The organism is Acerihabitans sp. TG2 (assembly GCF_035013185.1).
Lineage (GTDB): Bacteria > Pseudomonadota > Gammaproteobacteria > Enterobacterales > Enterobacteriaceae > Acerihabitans.
Genome location: NZ_JAYGJO010000008.1, coordinates 24,930 through 43,008 on the forward strand (window position 1 = coordinate 24,930; position 18,079 = coordinate 43,008).

The following is an 18,079-nucleotide window of genomic DNA, read 5'->3' on the forward strand; positions in this document are numbered from 1 at the left end:
TTAAACGAATTTCTCTGAGAGCGTCTGGTGAAGCCTGATGACCTACACTTGTACTCGTAACCCGTCCACGCTTTCCGATGGCAAAATCATCACGGTCTTAAGGCTGGTTTCGATGCAGTCAATAATGTCTTCGCGTGGGCCGTCGCGCCAGTCAGCGCTTGAGTAGAAAGTATCAAGAACCGTTGCCATGCTTTCAGTACTCACAAAGGCCCGAATCAGATAATAGCAATCCGGGTCATGCAGCGAATGGCCAAACGACACAACATCGATCCTGTGGCGTCGATGAAGGGGAACGCTAATGTCATGCATGATGCTGTGGAAAACCTCGCCAGTGCCTTTGCGTAAGGTGTATTGCAGTATCTCGACGGTTTTATTCATTGATGAGATCCCCAAACGAGAGGTATGTCTTCTTTTTCTGGCCGGACAATGTTGAAACCGAATTTTGCATAAAGCTCAGGAACTTCGGTGAGCAAGGTAACTTAGGCAGTTCTGAACACATTCAACATATCAGGATGTTTTTCGATAACCCGCAGAAGTTTCAGGCTGCTTCCAGTAGGTGTGCGCTTGTGCTGTTCCCAGGCCTGGACAAGGGAAGGAGAAACGCCGACTACCTGTGCAAACTCATCTTGTTTCAAATGCGCTGTGGTCCGAATAGCTTTCACATCCGGTAAAACCACGGTGGTTATCCGGGCAGCGTTGATCTCACCGTTTTTGATGGCGACCGCTTCCTTAGCACTGGCAAGTAATTCGTTAAACAGTTCCGCTTTCATTTTGCTCCCTCGATAGCTACTATGACTTTTTTAAGCTGATTTTTTTCGCTGTTCGTTAGGTTGTCTTTTTCATTTTTGGGATATGCGATCAGCAGGTATATTTCGCTGTCTCTGGTCAAGTAATAGTAGATTACCCGGACGCCTGCGCTTTTACCTATTCCGGGCAGCATCCAACGGACTTTTCTGCATCCGCCGGTACCCGCAATCGTATCGCCTACCGTTGCATCTAAACTAAGGAATTCCTGAAATTTTTGATATTCATCAGCACTCAATAAACCGTCAATTTTCCTCTGAAAAATCGGGGTTTCAATAAAATGTAGCAGATCCATTTGCTGCGCTCACTCTTACTCCGTGTGACCTCACGGTACTCTTACACCGTAAGACTTGCAAGTCTTTTCTGGGGTTACGATGCCAAACGTCATTTTAAGTGATACCAGTGCTAGCGTCGGTGAGCTAAAGAAAAATCCTATGGCTACGGTAAGTGCCGGGGCAGGTTTTCCGGTGGCTATTTTGAACAGGAATCAGCCTGCGTTTTACTGTGTTTCGGCAGCACTTTATGAGCGCATACTGGCATCGCTAGACGATCAGGAACTTGCTGATCGGGTTAAAATGCGGGCGAAGCAGCCTTTGATTGAGGTCGATCTAGATAGAACATGTCTGGAGCCGCAACGTTCTCGCCATAAACAATCAGCATCGGGAAGTGGGTTACCGCCATCCTCCCCACCCATCAGGAGTGGGGCGGATATTAACGGCGAGGTTCTATGACACTTTCCGCCCGACGATTTGGATAATATTGAAATATTTCCCGGCACCTGCCTGCATGATGGGAATCATTTTCTGAGCATGCCAACTGGGAGATTGTAGATATTCATCCCATGCCTGCTGGCATGCGTCCATTTCGCGCAGCATGGTAATCGTTATGCCGGGTTCTTTTTCCCATAACGCTTTCCACCAGTTACAGGAATAAAAATACCAATCCGGCGCCCAGAAGGGCTGGGCTTCTTCCGGCAACTGCCCTTCTGGATAATCCTGAATAAACCCAGGTATGGCAACGGCTATCAGCCCGCCTGTTTTTACAAAAGGCAGGAGTTTTGGCAGCATGGCTTGGTTGCCACCAAAGTACTGATAGGCATCCACGCTGATGATCATGTCAAAATACTCATGGGCGAAGGGGATCTCTTTCGTTGCGTCAACCTGGAGGAGGATTATTTTAGAATCGAGTCCCAGACGTGAGAACCGTTGCGCATTCTCGGTGGGGGAAATCCATAAGTCGGCCGCAAACACCGTCACATCATATTTTTCCGCCAGCAGGATGGAAGAAATCCCGGTTCCGCAACCAAGGTCAAGAATTCGCATATCCGGAGAAATGGGAAGCATATTTGCCATTTCTTCCACAATGCGCATGGCATTCGGCCCCATCATTGTTTCCAAAAGAAAAGAGATGTCATAGTTGTCGGTAAAGAGTGCGTTTTTATTCATCCGCCTTTGGCGAGAATGTGTAAGGTACGTTATTCCTGACGGGATAAATTCATACTGAAAAACCTGTTAATCATCATGTGCAAAACGTGCAAACACACAGCGGTGTCCGCATTCGATTTCAGCGCATTGACGTCAATGGGTTAGGCGACCAAGGCTGAGCTTGTGAGGGCGGTGGGGCTGAGTATCCTTTTTCGTGTTTGTGTTTACCTACGATAAGACCCTAATGCTTTGTCAGCGGAGTAAACCCCGTTTTTAGCTAAATTCAGCGCGGATATTCAAATACTGTCCGCTATGTTTACACCTGCGGCGTAGCAAGAAAAACCGGCTGTCGTTCGGCTAATTGTGTAAACCGGTCGACGTCGGGATACCGGTCAGTCGTTATTACGTCCGGTATCATCATCCGGGTAAAACTCCATGCCACCGCAATGCTGATGCCGGCAACGGTCAGCACATCTGGCTGGCCTTCCTGCAGGCTCTCCTCGAGGGACTGCCAAGCGCCGTGGATCTGTGTCACCACCCGGTCAACCCAAGGCTGGTGTTGTTTTTCTTCGGGTCTGAGACGTCTTTCATAAACCAGCTGGACCGCCTTCTCGCAGGCCGCCAGGGCAAGACCGGTCAGGCACAGTGCGCGCAACCGCTCAGGCCCTGATGCCGGTATCAGGCCCGGCGCGTTAGGTGCCAGTTGTTCTAAAAAACTGAGTATCAGGGTGGAATCCATCAGCACCTGGCCGTCAGCGGTTATCAGCGTCGGGACTTTTACCACCGGGTTAATTTGCCTGATGGCGTCAAAATCGGCAAATACCGAGAGTGGGCGATGTTCAAATGCCAGTCCCAATACTTTCATGCAGATAGCGACGCGCCTGACGTAGGGTGAATCCAGTATTCCAATTAAGATCATGACGTAACCTCTTTCTTTTTTCTGAAAAGTCCATCTGGTAACCGGCTTTATAATGAGCAACCCGATGCTGGCATAATGCAAACGGATCCACCATGCCATAATGCAGCGCGCAATACTCTCCAGCCTTTCCTCTGTCATTACGTCCTCTTTTATATCAAATTTTTATGATATTGCCCCCGTTATTTTCGTGCTTGGCTTTGACTCCTGTGTGGCGGTCGGTTAGCCTGAATTACCGGAAATGTTGAAGATATTTAGCCTTACAAAGAGGAACGATCGCGATGATGCTATTGACGTTTTCGGCTGAAATACGGCTACCGCTGGTGAGGTCGGCTGTTCTGTTTCTCCGGCCCTGTGTTATCAGAACATGCCAAGGAGTCGTCGTATGACGCAGCCGTTAAACGCCCGCATCGTGACGCTGCGAGGGTATTTCCAGAGCGAGGTTGATGCCGCCTGTATCTACGCCGAACTGGCTCGAGCTGAGATGGATCAGGGCGTACGGGAGGTCTACCAGCGTCTGGCCGCATCCGAAACCCGGCATGCCGCCTTAATGACGGCCTTGTCTCGAATCTGAGCCTGGTGATGGGCGTCGTCGGCGCGATGGTGGGTGAGCGCGCTATCCTGTTAACCGGCATCGCCGGTCTTACCGCCGGTGCCTGTTCGATGGCGATGGGGGAGTGGTTGTCGGTCAGCAGCGCACGGGAAATGGCCCGGCGTGCGATTGCGGCCCAAACCGTTGCAATCGCTGAAACTCCTGAGATTGAAAAGCAGGATCTGGTGGTTATCTATCAAGCTAAAGGGCTGGATGCCGAATCCGCGCGTCAACTGGTCGATAAGTTGTTCCAGTCGCCGGCAGATGCGCTGGATTCAATGTCGCGCGAGAAACTGGGTATCGATCCCACCGATCTGGGCGGTTCACCCTGGTCCGCCGCGGCAGCCTCGTTCGGGTTATTTGCGCTCGGGGCTATTTTCCCGGTGTTGCCTTTTTTTATTCTGAAAGGGACCTTGGCCTTCGCCGCAAGTTTTGCGCTGAGCGCATTGGCGCTGGTTGGGATCGGCGCGGCCACCAGTTTATTCACCGGTCGAAAAATGGCGTTTTCGGCGCTACGCCAATTAGCTATCGGCTTGGTCGCCGCCCTGGTGACCTTCTTGCTCGGGCATTTGATTGGCGTGAGTATTAGCTAATATTGCAACTCACCGCTATGGTGCTAAATAGTATCCAGCGCTAGCGTTAACCCCACAAGATAGCCAAATTATACTTGGCTATTCGTTAGCAAAGTTGGCTTGTAAAATAGTTAGCAAAGCAGGAATGTAAAAATAAAAAGAAGCATAAATGGAATATCAACCAAATATCATGTAACGCTGTTTTATTGATTAAGATAGCGCGGCAATTACGGGTTTCGGTATAGATCCACGCCTCTTTGATACGATACTATCGCGCCTCAATTTGCCAGGGAGGCGATATGTCGAATTCATTGTCACATCACGACGCGCTGTTCAAAAAGTTTCTCGGTAATATCGCCGTGGCCCGGGATTTTCTGGATATTCATCTGCCGGCTTCGCTGCGAGAGCGCTGCGATTTAAGCACGTTGGCTATGGAATCGAGTACGTTTATCAAAGATAATCTGCGAAGTTTCTATTCCGATATGCTGTATTCGGTACAGACCACCAGAGAACCGGGATATATCTATACAGTAATAGAGCATCAATCACGACCTGAAAAGATGATGCCGTATCGTATGCTGCGTTATTGCCTAGAGGCCATGCAGCAACATCTGGATCAGGGGCATAAGCAGTTGCCGGTGGTGATCCCGCTGCTTTTTTACCACGGTCGCACCTCGCCTTATCCTTATACCACATGTTGGCTGGATTGCTTTGCTGACCCTGAACTGGCAGAATCTGTATACAGTCAGGCATTTCCGTTAATCGACATCACCGCTATGCCGGATGATGAGATCATGACCCATCGGCGCGTGGCGGTTCTGGAACTGATCCAAAAACACATCCGAACCCGCGATATGCTGGAGCTAAGCAACGATATTGCCCAACTGCTGAACCAATGGTCTTTACCACACGAACAGTTCCGCAGCATGTTGTTTTATTTGGCGCAATGTGGGAATACCTCAGATGCGGAGCAGTTCCTGCAGAATATCGCCCGACAAACCACAGATTACAAGGAGGACGTTATGACCATAGCAGAACAACTGCGTCAGAAAGGCATTCTGATCGGTAAACAAATAGGTGCAAAAGACAACTCGATTAAAATTGCTCGCGAACTCATTGCCAGCGGCATCGAACGTTCAGTAATCATACGTTCTACAAAGCTGACCGAAGAAGAGTTGGATAGCCTGATGGCGCTGCAATAACCGCTAGTGCGGAACCCGCCCATTGCGGAGCAGTTCCTGCAGAACATCGCCCGACAGACCACAGATTACAAGGAGGACGTTATGACCATAGCAGAACAACTGCGTCAGAAAGGCATTCAACAAGGCATTCAATCTCTAGTTATGAATTATTTAATAAGATATTAACTCAATAACAAAATGATGGTTATTCATTTCGCATTGAGTTAATAAAATCGAAATGGTTTGCAATAAATAATGCTTGTGTTTCATTGGATATATTTATACATAATAAATTGATTAAATAATTTCATTGGCATTCCCTAATGCTTGAAAATATAGGGATATGCATACATGGCTATGCAATAGCTAGTTGATGATTTCATGGTTACTGCAAGGTCTATCACATTGCTGGCTATTTGCTTATTGTCTCGTTGTGGCATCAATACATATCTGGTTATAGTAGTCCTCGCTACGGGAACATCCGTAGCCGGGATTAGCAGTCCGGTATAACTATTAGCAACAAGGTATGCTCCCTGTATGCTTTCGTTGGCGCTTTGGTTCACCATAATAGACTTAATATGATAATTGTGTTTATCTTAGTCTCATCGGTAGCCTAGGTGAGGCAGCCTTATGGCTGACCGGTTTCTAATAGTGCCGGTACTGCTAACCTTGTCTAGGCTACCACCATGGGATTAGCAGTCCTGGTGATAGTTTATAAAATAAACTATTGGAGGCGAATTATGCCAAGCAACACTCTTATCTCTTACTCACTAATGAATAATGTCAGAATGGGGGTGTCCTCTGTATGACAATATCCCGCTAACGATTGAAGAAGTTGTCGATCATTGCCGCGCGTTAGCCTTCTGCCTTATTGAAATTCATCACCTGGTTGTCAAGGCGATACTGACGTTTTTCCTAGCGGAACGACTGGATTTACTGAATGCAACATTGGATATGGAAATATAATAGAAGTCATTATATTTCCATATTTCGCCTGTATAAACACATTAAATACAACGCGAATATGCGATGTAATAATTAATTATCTTGATGCCAATCTGCTTGTTTAACATTGGTAACAAGTATCGTTAAACAAGCATTGTCAAAAAACATTGTCAAAAAAATATTGTCAAACAGGCATGAGTAAAACAGTCCCGTTTAATGACCCGCTGCTCCGTTCTGGAGCAGCTTAAGCCTATGCCGTGGCACAATGTTGTCAATTTCCTGATGAGACGTTTTTTACCCTGACTGCAGCGCCCGCTGGCGGTGCAGCAACGTCATCGGCACAAACGATCCGCTTTCCAGCAAGCCGGGGGATTACCCCCTTGCGAGGTTGCATGACCCCGTGTTGCGCTCACACATCTTTAGGTTGGATCACAATATGGATATTTTTATTCTCTATCAGCAGTCTTGTAACCCATTGTTTGAAAAGTAATCGGAAAGGAAATTTCCCTTTTTTAGCCATTTTTATGAGGCTAACGTGATAAAAAATCATTCTCATTGAGTACTCTATCCTCCGAGGTGAGACTTGATGACTAAAAACGACAGACAAAACGAGATTCGAGTTAAGCTGGTGAAGGACAAAAAAGTCTATGTCGGTGAGTTGGCCGAGGCCTTACAGGTGACGACTCGAACGATACGTAATGATTTAAAAGAATTAAGTTCGCACGCCCTCTGTGTGCCCTTTCATGGTGGCGCAAGTTTGGTGGACGTGGAGGAAGAGTCCCTTTTCGATAAATCTGTGATGAATACCATTTTGCGCGGGCTGGGTAAAAATAGCATTGCTCCCGCGATTGTCCCCTCGTCAAAAGAGAGATTGCTCGATGGGAGTATCTATATTTTAGGGTCTTTTAATGTTGATATTGTCTCTGAAACGTTGATGTTGCCGCGGATTGGACAAACCATTCGATCCTCCTCAACCCATTTTTACGCGGGAGGAAAAGGGACTAATCAAGCAGTAGCCGCAGCTAAGTTAAATAATAATGTTCATTTGGCGATAAAATTGGGAATGGACGAATTTTCGGAAAAAGCGAGAAAATATATCGCGAATACAGAAATTTCATCCTTTACCATTTTTGAAAATGAGATCGCGTCCACCGGTATTGCTCTTGTCTGGGTTTCTCATGCCACCGGCGATAATATGATTACCATTGACTTGGGTGCAAATGAAACCTTCACGCAAGAAGATATTTTGTTTGATGTGGATATTATCAAAAAATGTAAATTATTTCTGACACAGTTGGAAAATAACTTCCCTATAACCCGTTTTGCGATTATGCAAGCCAAATCGGTTCATGCTCTGGTGTTAGTCAACCCGGCGCCTTATGTATCAGAGGTGAAAGAAATATTGCATCTTATTGATATTATTACACCTAATAAAGTCGAGGCTGAGGCGTTATCCGGCATGGTAATCACTGACATTGATTCAGCAAAATCAGCCGCTAAAAATATTCATGAACAAGGCGCCAAGTGCGTCATCATTACGCTGGGGGGACAGGGTTGTTTATTATTCGACGGCATTATTTTTACTTACATTCCAGCGTATAAATCAGCGGTGGTTGATACTAGCGGCGCAGGCGATGCATTTACCGGCGCGCTGGCAGCCTGTATTGCCAACGGGAAAAAGCTAATTGATTCTGTGCAATATGCCTGTGCATTTGCATCCCTTAAAGTAGAGCGTAAAGGTGCATCCAATATGCCCAATAGCTCATTGGTTTATCATCGAATGCAGCAGTAATAATACTTTTTTACCTTAATAATGTGAATATTTATTATTTATACCCGAGCGATTGAAGGCAACGCTAATCAAGCAGGGTATATGATCGACAGCGTTGTGGTGAACACAAGGTTGTCGCTTTATCGTTACTCTCGAAAGGATAACTCTATGAATAATCAACCATTTTATCGAGTCCTCAGTGTCGCTGCGGTGCTGGTTTTTTCCGCTGCCATGGTATTACCCGCTTCTGCCGCTGACGCTCAGACGCATAAGCCTAAGATCGCCCTGGTGATGAAATCACTGGCCAATGAGTTTTTCTTGACGATGGAAACGGGCGCCAAGGATTACCAGAAAAAACATGCTGATGAATTTGATCTTATTTCTAACGGTATCAAGAACGAAACCGATACGGCTAATCAAATCCAGATTGTTGAACAGATGATTGTGTCAAAAGCAGATGCTATCATCATTGCCCCGTCAGACTCTAAAGCACTGATTCCTGTGGTCAAAAAAGCGGTCGATGCCGGCATTATCGTTATCAATATTGATAATAAATTCGATGCCGCGGTGCTGAAAGATAAAGGGCTAAATGTGCCTTTTGTTGGTCCTGATAACCGTAAAGGCGCCAAAGATATTGGTGACTATTTAGCTAAACATCTCAAGGCCGGCGATCAGGTTGGTATTATTGAAGGGATACCAACGTCGACTAATTCTCAGCAACGCACCCAAGGTTATCAGGATGCCATGGCACAGGCGGGTATCAAGGTTGTCTCGGTGCAGTCTGGGCAATGGGAAATTAATAATGCAAATGCCATTGCTGCGGCGATGCTGAGCGAATATCCCAACATTAAAGCGTTATTGGCTGATAACGACAATATGGCATTGGGTGCGGTTTCCGCCGTTCGCGCTGCGGGGAAAAAAGGCCAGGTGCAAGTCGTCGGTTATGACAATATTGAAGCCATTAAACCGATGCTGGCTGATGGCCGGGTATTGGCCACCGCCGATCAGTTCGCGTCGCAACAGGCGGTTTTCGGTATCAATGCGGCGTTGGCGGCGTTGAAAAACCATACCAAACAGAGTGATCTGGCGAGCAGCGTAGAAACACCGGTAAAACTCGTGATTAAGCAATAAGCGTTCAACACTATTAACGATGAAGTAATACAACGGGCTGGGATATCCTCCTATCTTGACGTTGCCGCGTAAATTACAGCAACGTCAAGTCTGGAGAAAACATGGGTTTTATAAGAAAAAGCGCATCTATCCCATCATGTTTACTTCGGCAGTCTATTTTTGTACTGCCATTACCGGATAAAGCCTTAATAACATGGCACCTGAACTCGACATTCTTTCTATAACGGGTATCGGTAAAACCTACAGTGAACCGGTGTTGACGGCAGTTAGCCTGAAATTATACCCAGGAAAAGTCATGGCGCTCACCGGTGAGAATGGAGCCGGTAAAAGCACGTTATCTAAAATCATTGGTGGCCTCATCACACCCACCACGGGAACGATGGTGTATCAAGGCAGCCCTTACGCACCGGCCAACCGCAAAGCGGCGGAAAAAATGGGGGTCCGCATGGTGATGCAGGAACTCAATCTTCTTCCTACACTTTCCGTTGCGGAAAATCTATTTCTCGATCAATTACCGAACTGGGCGGGCTGGATTCATCGTAAACGCCTGCGGGAGATGGCTCGGCCAGTGATGGCGATGGTGGGCCTGCACATGATTGACCCCGATACGCTGGTGGGTGAATTAGGCTTGGGTCACCAGCAAATGATTGAGATTGCCCGTAATATGATCGGTGAAAGCCGCATCCTTATCTTAGACGAACCGACGGCAATGCTGACTAGCCGGGAAGTCGAATTGTTATTTAACCAAATACGCGTATTTAAGCAGCAAGGTGTCTCGCTAATCTACATTTCTCATCGTTTAGACGAACTGGCGATGATTGCCGATGATGTTACCGTCCTGCGCGATGGTCATGTCGTGTGTACCGAAAAGATAAACCGTTACAGCAGTGACCAATTGGTGTCGTTGATGGTCGGCCGTGATCTGGAAAGTACGCTTGATGTCAGTGGGCGTCGGCAGGGCAAGCCAATATTAAAAGTCGACAATCTTACCCGCGGGACAATTGTTAATGATGTTTCTTTTACGCTGCATTGTGGCGAAATTTTAGGCATCAGTGGCTTGGTGGGGTCGGGACGTACGGAATTATTACGCGCTATTTTTGGTGCAGATCATACGGACAGTGGGCAGATATCTGTGGGTGATCCCCTCCAACCGGTCACGGTGCGATCCCCCGCCGATGCCATTGCACACGGCATTGCGCTGGTTACCGAAGATCGTAAGGGTGAAGGTCTATTATTACCGCAATCCGTTGCCGTCAATATTTCCCTAGGCAACAGTAATAAGATCAGCCGTTTTTCAGTGGTGAATGTACATCATGAACAACAGCTGGCACAAAAACACATTACTAGTTTGGGAATTCGTACCACAGGCAGTGAGCAGCTCGTAGAAAGTTTGTCCGGTGGTAACCAGCAGAAGGTCCTGATAGGCCGCTGGTTGGAGCGCAATTGCGACGTTATTTTATTTGACGAACCTACGCGTGGAATAGACGTGGGGGCAAAAAGAGATATTTATTTGCTATTAAATGAGCTGACCAAGAATGGTAAGGGGTTGGTGGTGGTTTCCAGCGATCTGCGGGAATTAATGTTAATTTGCGACCGTATTGCCGTGCTTTCCGCCGGAAAATTGGTGGGCATTTTCACCCGAGGCGCCTGGACTCAGGACCAACTTTTGGCGGCGGCATTTTCTGGTTATCAACAACCAGAACGGCTTAACGGCACCCAGAAAAAAACAGGGGAAACCATGCTATGAAGAATACTTCACTGTCTCAACATAGTGGGCCGGATAAGAGGGATCCACAACCGGTGACTAAAACGTTATCTCATTCTTCTTGGCAAGGCCTGAGCAGTTACCTCGGGCTTATCGGTGCACTCCTTTGCATGATTGTGCTTTTTTCCCTGCTAAGCGATCATTTTTTAAGCATAGGTACCTTTAGCACTATTGCGAATCAGATCCCTGATTTAATGGTGATGTCGGTAGGTATGACCTTTGTCTTGATCATTGCAGGCATCGATCTTTCCGTTGGTTCACTACTGGCGTTGGCCGCCGCTGTTGTCAGCGTAACGTACCTGAACCTACATTGGAATCCCTGGATAGCGGCGCTGTCGGGTGTGGTACTGGCGACTTTAGCGGGATCGCTCACCGGTTTTATCACGGTCTTCTGGCGGATACCGTCATTTATTGTGTCGTTGGGCATGTTGGAAATGGCGCGCGGGGCGGCTTATCAATTAACTGACTCACGGACCGCTTACGTGGGTTCAATTTTTGATTATTTAGCCGACCCGATCATCTTGGGGATCTCCCCGTCATTTTTGATTGCGATCGTCGTGATTTTGCTGGGTCACCTGGCGCTCACCCGAACCATCTTTGGCCGCCATCTCATTGGTATTGGTACGAATGAAGAGGCCGTGCGTCTGTCGGGTATCAATCCTGCACGTTATAAAATTGCCGTTTTTGCGTTGATGGGAGGATTAGCCGGCCTGGCATCATTATTCCAGGTTGCCCGTCTGGAGGCGGCGGATCCTAATGGCGGTGTTGGTATGGAACTGCAGGTTATTGCTGCGGTTGTGATCGGGGGGACCAGCTTAATGGGCGGGCGCGGTTCGGTCATTTGTACCTTTCTCGGGGCGTTGATTATTTCAGTATTGGCGGCAGGATTGGCCCAAATTGGGGCAAGCGAGCCCACGAAACGCGTGATCACCGGCGCGGTGATTATTGTGGCGGTGGTACTGGACACTTATCGTAGCCAACGGCAGAAAAAATAATGGATACAGGGCGCTGAGCACACTGATTAACCGAGCAGCGGTACAATCGGGATTATCTCGGTGGCTAACCTTGGGGCGGCGCTATTGGCGAATATCACTAAGGATTCCGGTGCGTCGTCCCTTTGTTTACCGGTCGGATATTGGTGTTCGATGCTGCGGCTTCTCAAGCCTATGCTGACATCATGGCGCGGGCAAGGGCCGAAGGTAAAGCCATCGGTAATGCGGATGGCTACATCGCGGCTACCGCGTCCGTTAATGGGATGAGTGTGGCAACCCGTGACACCTCGCCTTTCGAAGCGGCAGGACTTACTGTCATTAACCCTTGGCAATGTTAATACGATCACCATCGGCATTTTTGCTTTAGGCAAAGCCTGGAATAACCACACCAGCAAACTGCAGCAGCAGCACGATATTGAGCGTGACAATGATAATGGCACCGATGATCGAGATAACGGTGGTCAGGTGGCTATTGGCGAATTCGCCCATAATGTCGCGACGGCAGGTAAAGATTAACAGTGCGATCATCGGTCCTGGTAGCGCCAGGCTGAGCACCACCTGGCTATAGACCAACGCATCGGTGGCGTTAACCCCTAGCGCTACCACCACGAATGCCGGGACCATGGTCACCAGGCGTCGCAACCACACCGGAATGTGGAAACCGACAAAACCTTGCATGATCATCTGGCCGGCCATGGTGCCGACCACAGAGCTAGAAATACCGGAAGCAATCAGCGACAGCAAAAACACCCCCGCCGCACCAACACCTAATAATGGCGTAAGCGTATGGTAGGCCGTTTCGATTTCAGCCACATCACTATGACCAGCATGAAAGGCGCTGGAGGCCATAATTACCATCGCGATATTCACTAATCCTGCGACGCTCAGCGCGAGCACCACTTCAATATTGGAGAACCGCAGCAGTTTGTGTCGTTCACCGGCGTTTTTGGCATTTGTACGATGCTGGGTGAGGCCCGAATGCAGAAAAATGGCGTGCGGCATCACCGTGGCGCCGATAATCCCGACGGAAATCGTCAGCGCCTGGGCGTCCGGTAATTGTGGCATCAACATCCCCATACCCGCGGCGGCCCAGTCAACCGGAACGATAAACATTTGGATGAGATAGCACAGTGCAATCAACCCGACCAGACTGCCAATCATCAGTTCAAATGGCCGAAAACCGCGTTTTTCCACCATTAACAACACGTATGTGACCACCGCGGTGACGCCCATCCCGACCACTAACGGCAAATGAAATAGCAGTGACAGGGCCAATGCTCCACCCAAAAACTCAGCTAAATCGGTGGCCATTGCCGCCACTTCACTGACCACCCACATGCCCCATACCACCGGTTGTGAAAATTGGTCTCGGCACATTTCCGCCAGATTTTTCTGGGTAACGATCCCAAGTTTGGCCGACAGCGCCTGAAACAGCATGGCAATCACGTTGGCTACCACCACGACCCATAGCAGCGAATAGCCATACTTCGATCCCGCCTGAATGTTGGTGGCAAAGTTGCCAGGATCCATATAAGCAATTGAAGCGATAACGGCTGGTCCGATAAATAATAGCGGGGTCATCAGGCCGCGCTTACGTCCAGACAGTGCATTGGCAATCGCCTCGTTAGTCCGCTCGGTCAAAGAAGAAGCCCGACCCAGATTACTCATACCCGTTCCTGCCTTTGCGTTGATCGCGTGCTGTTGGTGTATTTGGCGTCCATTCGATGATGATGATGAATATAGCACTGGCTATACTCTATAGCGTACGCTAACTTGGGCAAAAAGACGGCCATTATGTTTCAAAATATGAAAGGGGGACGGGAATGGTGCCCCAAATCCTGCCAACAGTGTCCGAGGCCAATACTGTGGCGCAGCATTATGGGGTTAATGGCACGGCAGTATTTATCCTTAACCGCCCGATCCATGCAATTGACTTTATGGTCGTGTGTGGCGTGAATCTGCAAAACACGCGGTGGTGAGTCAGGTGAAAAAATGCGCCTTATTATCCCCGGCATGAATGAAGACCGGGGATATAAGGCGCTCGGGATAAATCAACGTGGCAATGTCCAGGATTGCCCTGGGAGTCCGCTGCACGAGGCCATTTTCACTGGCTTATCCAGACCAGCGGCCGTTAAGCAGGTGTTGGACGCTACGTTTCTAACGTCCGTTCCGCCGACGGGCAACGCCATCCACTGCTGTTTTTTATCCTGATGGTCACAGGTTGCCAGCGATGGCTCTTCATTTCCTGCGTCCGTGAGACACTTGCCGGCAGTGACCTCGATAAAGATCACCGTTGACGTTTCTGGTGATGCATTTGTCGTGTTTTGGCAGCTTGCCAGCACCGGAACACCGCGCACGTTCTCAGTCAGGCAATTTCGGCCATTAGCGATATTCAGTGACCCTTTTGTCACCGTAGTGGTTAAGGTGGTGACCTGCGCACCTTCAACGCTGCGCGCGGTTAACTCCCCAGCCTGAGCCACGGCAAACGGTAAACAGATAGCACTAACGACACATTGCGTAATCAGCAAAGTGTAACGATTTTTTTTCATGTATTCCCTCACATAATTAATAGATCAGCGTGCTTGTATCGGAGCGCTGTCGGTAACATTTACCGCAGTGACCCGTATGGATGCCGTCACACAATGTTTAGCATAGAAGGGGTTAACCAAGGTTAAACATGACCCGCCATGGGAGTACACAAAGCATACCGGCGGGCCGATACATCATCATCGTATATAAAATATTTCGTTACCAACCCGCAAAAAGACGTCAATTTTTCCGTCGTTTTCTGTGGTGTCATGACGTGTCGGTTAACTGTTTTGGAGCAGAATAATAATGGATCGTCGTCAGTTTTTGATCGGTTTTGCTGCGGCAATGATTGCGCCGCAAAGCAGCGCTGGCTTGGTTGGGAACAACACATTACCCGGAGAACATAGTCATATTGCGTTATGGAACGGCGTACCTCCAGGCGGCGGTGGGCCATCCGGCAGTGAGACGTTGTCGGCCAAAGGGGCGCTGAGCAACATAACCTGCCCATCTCTGAGCGTTTTTCGTCCTAAGACCCCTAACGGGCAGTCAGTATTGATTGCCGCCGGCGGTGGCTATAAGCGCATCGAAATGGGGTCAGAGGCCTGGCCCGCGGCTCGCTGGCTCAGTGCGCTGGGGTATACGGCCTACGTGCTAAGTTACCGACTGCCGGACGAGAGCTGGCGGGACGGTAATCTGGTCTCGTTGCAGGATGCCCAGCGCGCCTTACGCATTATCCGTCGTCGTGAAAAGTACGTTAGTGTGCTGGGCTTCTCGGCTGGAGGGCATCTGTTGGGGATGGCCGTCACTCGTTCTGATTTTTCTTCTTATCCCGCCGGCGATGCGTTGGACCAAACGCCGGCTTATGCTGACCGCGCGGCGTTAATCTATCCAGTTATCACCCTGGAAACGCCCTACAGTCATACGTCTACTCATAAGCTGCTGGTCGGCCCGCATGCGACCGCTGCTGCGAATGCCCAGTGGTCGGTTCAAAATTTTGTGACGGCCACAACGCCGCGGATGTTTTTGGTACAGGCTGAGGACGATCCTATATCCGATCCACATAACACATTGATCATGGCGGCGGCCTGCCTGCGTGAACGTGTGCCGGTAGAGATGTATCGCTATTCCTCGGGAGGACACGGTTTTGGCATGGGCAAACCCGGCACGCCCACTATCGAATGGCCTGCGCGTTATAAGGCATGGCTGCGCGCAGTATAAGCGACTGTTCGAACGGTTAATCCAGACAATAGTCTTGTTGATGTTGTCGCGGCACCACTACATCCAATGAGTGCATTATCGGCAGTGATGATCGGCAGGGCAGGGTATCAGGTTCCAGTGGATGTTCTGTTTATGACTGATTTTTTGTACTATTTTATTGTCCAAATATTCTATAGCATTTTCTGTGATCTCGTGAACCATGATAGTCAGTCCTATAACGACCAGAATAACGCAGATAATCCCCTTGATTGGCACGCATTTCCCCTTAGTTAAATCGGCACCTGGCGGCTGATTTCCACCACTTGATCGCTGGGCAGGTAGTAGTAATCGGTGACATGCATTCCGTTGCGCACCATAAACGCAAAAATCAGGCGTTGCCAGGCCGGCAACCTACCCGGGTGTTCTCGGCGGATAATGGTTTCATGACCCAAATAATAGGTCGCATTATCCATGTTTATCTCAGAAGAGAATATCTTATTTTCGCGCAACAAGACGGGGATGTTCGGTCGCTCCATAAAGCCATAACGTGCAATGGCGCACCGGAACCCAGGCACTGGCTCGGTGATGATTATCCGTTCGGTCGCCGCGACGCGCGGCACGTTATCGATGTCGATATTAAGGGCCAAAATTTGAGTGTGTAGTGAACCATTGCGCTTGACGTGCCACTTCATTACCGGTGGGGTGCCATCTTGTAATCGCGTTAAAAATATGGCTGTGCCGGGCACCCGTGGTATCGAGTCCGCATCAATTTCAGCCAAAAAATCAGCTACCGGAATCACCTTATCCCTGATAGCCCGTGATGCAGCCGTTGCTCCCCGGTGCCAAATCAGCATGATGCCATACACGGCGCAGGCCAGTAGCAGCGGTACATAACCACCGTCAAGCACCTTGGCGAAATTGGCAGCCAGAAAACTCAAATCAACGATGAAAAATCCACCCGCCACCGTCAGGCTAACCGGCAATGTCCAATGCCACACTTCGCGCATAGCGACAAACAGCAAACCGGATGTCATGATCATGGTGAGGGAAACGGCAATGCCATAGGCAGCGGCCAGATTGTCCGAAGACTTGAAAAATACTGCCAGGAATACGGTAGCGAACATGAGTAACCAGTTGATGGCACCGATATAGATTTGGCCATAACTCTCTTCGGTGGTTTGCTTCACCCGCAGCCGCGGTAGCCAGCCTAACTGGATCGCCTGGCGGGTCATAGAAAAGGCGCCACTGATAATTGCCTGGCTGGCGATAATGGTAGCCACGGTCGCTAATATTACCAGTGGGATCTGCATTGCCGGTGGGCAAAGTCGGAAAAAAATATTTTGGCTAGCGTCCGCGCCGGAGAGAACTAGCGCTGTTTGCCCGGCATAATTAAGCAGCAGGCTGGGGAATACCAGGCCGAACCATGCTAGCCAGATTGGCCGTTTACCAAAATGGCCCATATCGGCATACAGCGCTTCAGCACCGGTCACGCACAAAAATACCCCGCCCAGCACCAGAAAACTGACCATGCCGTTAGAGAAGAGAAACCGGATGCCGTACAGTGGGTTTAACCCAACCAGTACAGCAGGATATTGAGCTATCCCCCAGAGACCCAACCCGGCGATAACGGCAAACCACAGCGCCATGATGGGGCCAAACACTTTACCGATGCGCGCAGTGCCGAGCGGTTGTATGGCGAATAGGATGACCAATATCACGACCGTAGCAGGCAAAATGTAGGGTTTGGATTCCGGTAGGATCATATTGAGCCCCTCCAACGCGGAAAGCACCGAAATCGCCGGTGTAATGGCACCATCACCATAGATTAGAGCCGCGCCGAACAGACCGGAGAACAGTACGATTGGCCGGGTGTGCTGTTTATTGACCAATAACGACATTAAAGACAGGATACCCCCCTCGCCATGGTTATCGATGCGCATGGCGAACAACGCGTACTTCAATGACGTGACAATAACTAATGTCCAAAAAATCAACGATAGCAGGCCCAGCATCACCGCTGGCGACGGTGCTTCTCCCGATAAAAACAGGACTGTTTTCACGGTGTATAGCGGACTGGTACCGATATCTCCAAATACCACACCTAGCGCTCCGCCGGCCAATATTGTCATGCTGAACGGTTTTTTTGCTGCTGAAAGAGGATCGGCCGACATTACGTGCTCCTGTTAAGTCATCTGGTTAAGAATGTTATCTATTGATTTTATGTGTTTTTTCTCTCCCATAAACCAAAAGTTATCCTCGT

18 protein-coding genes and 2 pseudogenes are annotated in these 18,079 nt (G+C 49.0%); 10 read left to right on the plus strand and 10 right to left on the minus strand.

The annotated features are described in order from the left end of the window. Positions 1 to 42: 42 nt before the first annotated feature. From SJI19_RS09250 to SJI19_RS09260, 4 genes and pseudogenes are all read right to left on the minus strand, one after another. Complete coding sequence (locus tag SJI19_RS09250; protein WP_323477974.1) at positions 43 to 378, minus strand: NIPSNAP family protein; 336 nt, start codon at positions 376 to 378, stop codon at positions 43 to 45. Beyond that, positions 375 to 479 (minus strand): annotated as a pseudogene (locus SJI19_RS24830) (hypothetical protein); the annotation flags it as partial. The pseudogene SJI19_RS24830 and the gene SJI19_RS09250, both read right to left, overlap by 4 nt. Then, the gene (gene nadS, locus SJI19_RS09255; RefSeq protein ID WP_323477975.1) at positions 480 to 770 is read right to left on the minus strand and encodes a NadS family protein; all 291 of its coding nucleotides are present in this window, start codon (positions 768 to 770) and stop codon (positions 480 to 482) included. Next, positions 767 to 1,099 carry a type II toxin-antitoxin system RelE/ParE family toxin gene (locus SJI19_RS09260; protein WP_323477976.1) on the minus strand — a complete coding sequence of 111 codons (333 nt, stop codon included), beginning with the start codon at positions 1,097 to 1,099 and terminating at the stop codon, positions 767 to 769. Before SJI19_RS09260 ends, nadS begins: the two co-directional genes overlap by 4 nt. Positions 1,100 to 1,178: 79 nt before the next feature. Here SJI19_RS09260 and SJI19_RS09265 point away from each other — a divergent pair. Beyond that, a pseudogene (locus SJI19_RS09265) lies at positions 1,179 to 1,418 on the plus strand (type II toxin-antitoxin system Phd/YefM family antitoxin); the annotation flags it as partial. Between the two features lie 111 nt (positions 1,419 to 1,529). Here the strand turns inward: SJI19_RS09265 and SJI19_RS09270 are convergent. After that, positions 1,530 to 2,249 (minus strand): SAM-dependent methyltransferase, encoded by a 720-nt coding sequence (locus SJI19_RS09270; RefSeq protein WP_323477977.1) that lies wholly within the window; start codon positions 2,247 to 2,249, stop codon positions 1,530 to 1,532. 295 nt (positions 2,250 to 2,544) lie between these two features. After that, a complete protein-coding gene (locus tag SJI19_RS09275) occupies positions 2,545 to 3,147 on the minus strand; it encodes a glutathione S-transferase N-terminal domain-containing protein (protein WP_323477978.1) in 603 nt (200 codons plus the stop codon). A 382-nt stretch (positions 3,148 to 3,529) separates the two neighbouring features. Between SJI19_RS09275 and SJI19_RS09280 the strand changes: the two genes are divergently transcribed. From SJI19_RS09280 to SJI19_RS09315, 8 genes are all read left to right on the plus strand, one after another. Beyond that, positions 3,530 to 3,718 (plus strand): hypothetical protein, encoded by a 189-nt coding sequence (locus tag SJI19_RS09280; RefSeq protein ID WP_323477979.1) that lies wholly within the window; start codon positions 3,530 to 3,532, stop codon positions 3,716 to 3,718. An 8-nt stretch (positions 3,719 to 3,726) separates the two neighbouring features. Then, complete coding sequence (locus tag SJI19_RS09285) at positions 3,727 to 4,329, plus strand: VIT1/CCC1 transporter family protein (protein ID WP_323477980.1); 603 nt, start codon at positions 3,727 to 3,729, stop codon at positions 4,327 to 4,329. Between the two features lie 278 nt (positions 4,330 to 4,607). Continuing rightward, a complete protein-coding gene (locus tag SJI19_RS09290) occupies positions 4,608 to 5,510 on the plus strand; it encodes an Rpn family recombination-promoting nuclease/putative transposase (protein ID WP_323477981.1) in 903 nt (300 codons plus the stop codon). A 759-nt stretch (positions 5,511 to 6,269) separates the two neighbouring features. Beyond that, positions 6,270 to 6,455 (plus strand): hypothetical protein, encoded by a 186-nt coding sequence (locus SJI19_RS09295; RefSeq protein WP_323478107.1) that lies wholly within the window; start codon positions 6,270 to 6,272, stop codon positions 6,453 to 6,455. 565 nt (positions 6,456 to 7,020) lie between these two features. After that, on the plus strand, positions 7,021 to 8,226 hold the full coding sequence (locus SJI19_RS09300) for a PfkB family carbohydrate kinase (RefSeq protein WP_323477982.1): 1,206 nt from the start codon (positions 7,021 to 7,023) through the stop codon (positions 8,224 to 8,226). Between the two features lie 147 nt (positions 8,227 to 8,373). After that, positions 8,374 to 9,336, plus strand: coding sequence for a sugar ABC transporter substrate-binding protein (locus SJI19_RS09305; RefSeq protein WP_323477983.1), 963 nt, complete (start codon positions 8,374 to 8,376; stop codon positions 9,334 to 9,336). A 193-nt stretch (positions 9,337 to 9,529) separates the two neighbouring features. After that, positions 9,530 to 11,083 (plus strand): sugar ABC transporter ATP-binding protein, encoded by a 1,554-nt coding sequence (locus SJI19_RS09310; protein ID WP_323477984.1) that lies wholly within the window; start codon positions 9,530 to 9,532, stop codon positions 11,081 to 11,083. Then, positions 11,080 to 12,096 (plus strand): ABC transporter permease, encoded by a 1,017-nt coding sequence (locus SJI19_RS09315; protein ID WP_323477985.1) that lies wholly within the window; start codon positions 11,080 to 11,082, stop codon positions 12,094 to 12,096. Before SJI19_RS09310 ends, SJI19_RS09315 begins: the two co-directional genes overlap by 4 nt. A 26-nt stretch (positions 12,097 to 12,122) precedes the next feature. On the opposite strand, the gene SJI19_RS24835 is transcribed toward SJI19_RS09315, so the two are convergent. From SJI19_RS24835 to SJI19_RS09330, 3 genes are all read right to left on the minus strand, one after another. Further along, a complete protein-coding gene (locus SJI19_RS24835; protein ID WP_416347525.1) occupies positions 12,123 to 12,443 on the minus strand; it encodes a hypothetical protein in 321 nt (106 codons plus the stop codon). Positions 12,444 to 12,456: 13 nt separating this feature from the next. Beyond that, positions 12,457 to 13,761: an Nramp family divalent metal transporter gene (locus SJI19_RS09325; RefSeq protein WP_323477986.1), complete on the minus strand. Its 1,305-nt coding sequence runs from the start codon at positions 13,759 to 13,761 to the stop codon at positions 12,457 to 12,459. A gap of 383 nt (positions 13,762 to 14,144) precedes the next feature. Continuing rightward, entirely contained in the window at positions 14,145 to 14,642 is a 498-nt protein-coding gene (locus SJI19_RS09330) for a ricin-type beta-trefoil lectin domain protein (protein WP_323477987.1), read from the minus strand. 286 nt (positions 14,643 to 14,928) lie between these two features. Here SJI19_RS09330 and SJI19_RS09335 point away from each other — a divergent pair, with 286 nt between their 5' ends. After that, positions 14,929 to 15,840 carry an alpha/beta hydrolase gene (locus SJI19_RS09335; protein WP_323477988.1) on the plus strand — a complete coding sequence of 304 codons (912 nt, stop codon included), beginning with the start codon at positions 14,929 to 14,931 and terminating at the stop codon, positions 15,838 to 15,840. Positions 15,841 to 16,109: 269 nt separating this feature from the next. On the opposite strand, the gene SJI19_RS09340 is transcribed toward SJI19_RS09335, so the two are convergent. Next, entirely contained in the window at positions 16,110 to 17,990 is a 1,881-nt protein-coding gene (locus SJI19_RS09340; protein WP_323477989.1) for a KUP/HAK/KT family potassium transporter, read from the minus strand. Between the last annotated feature and the right edge of the window lie 89 nt (positions 17,991 to 18,079).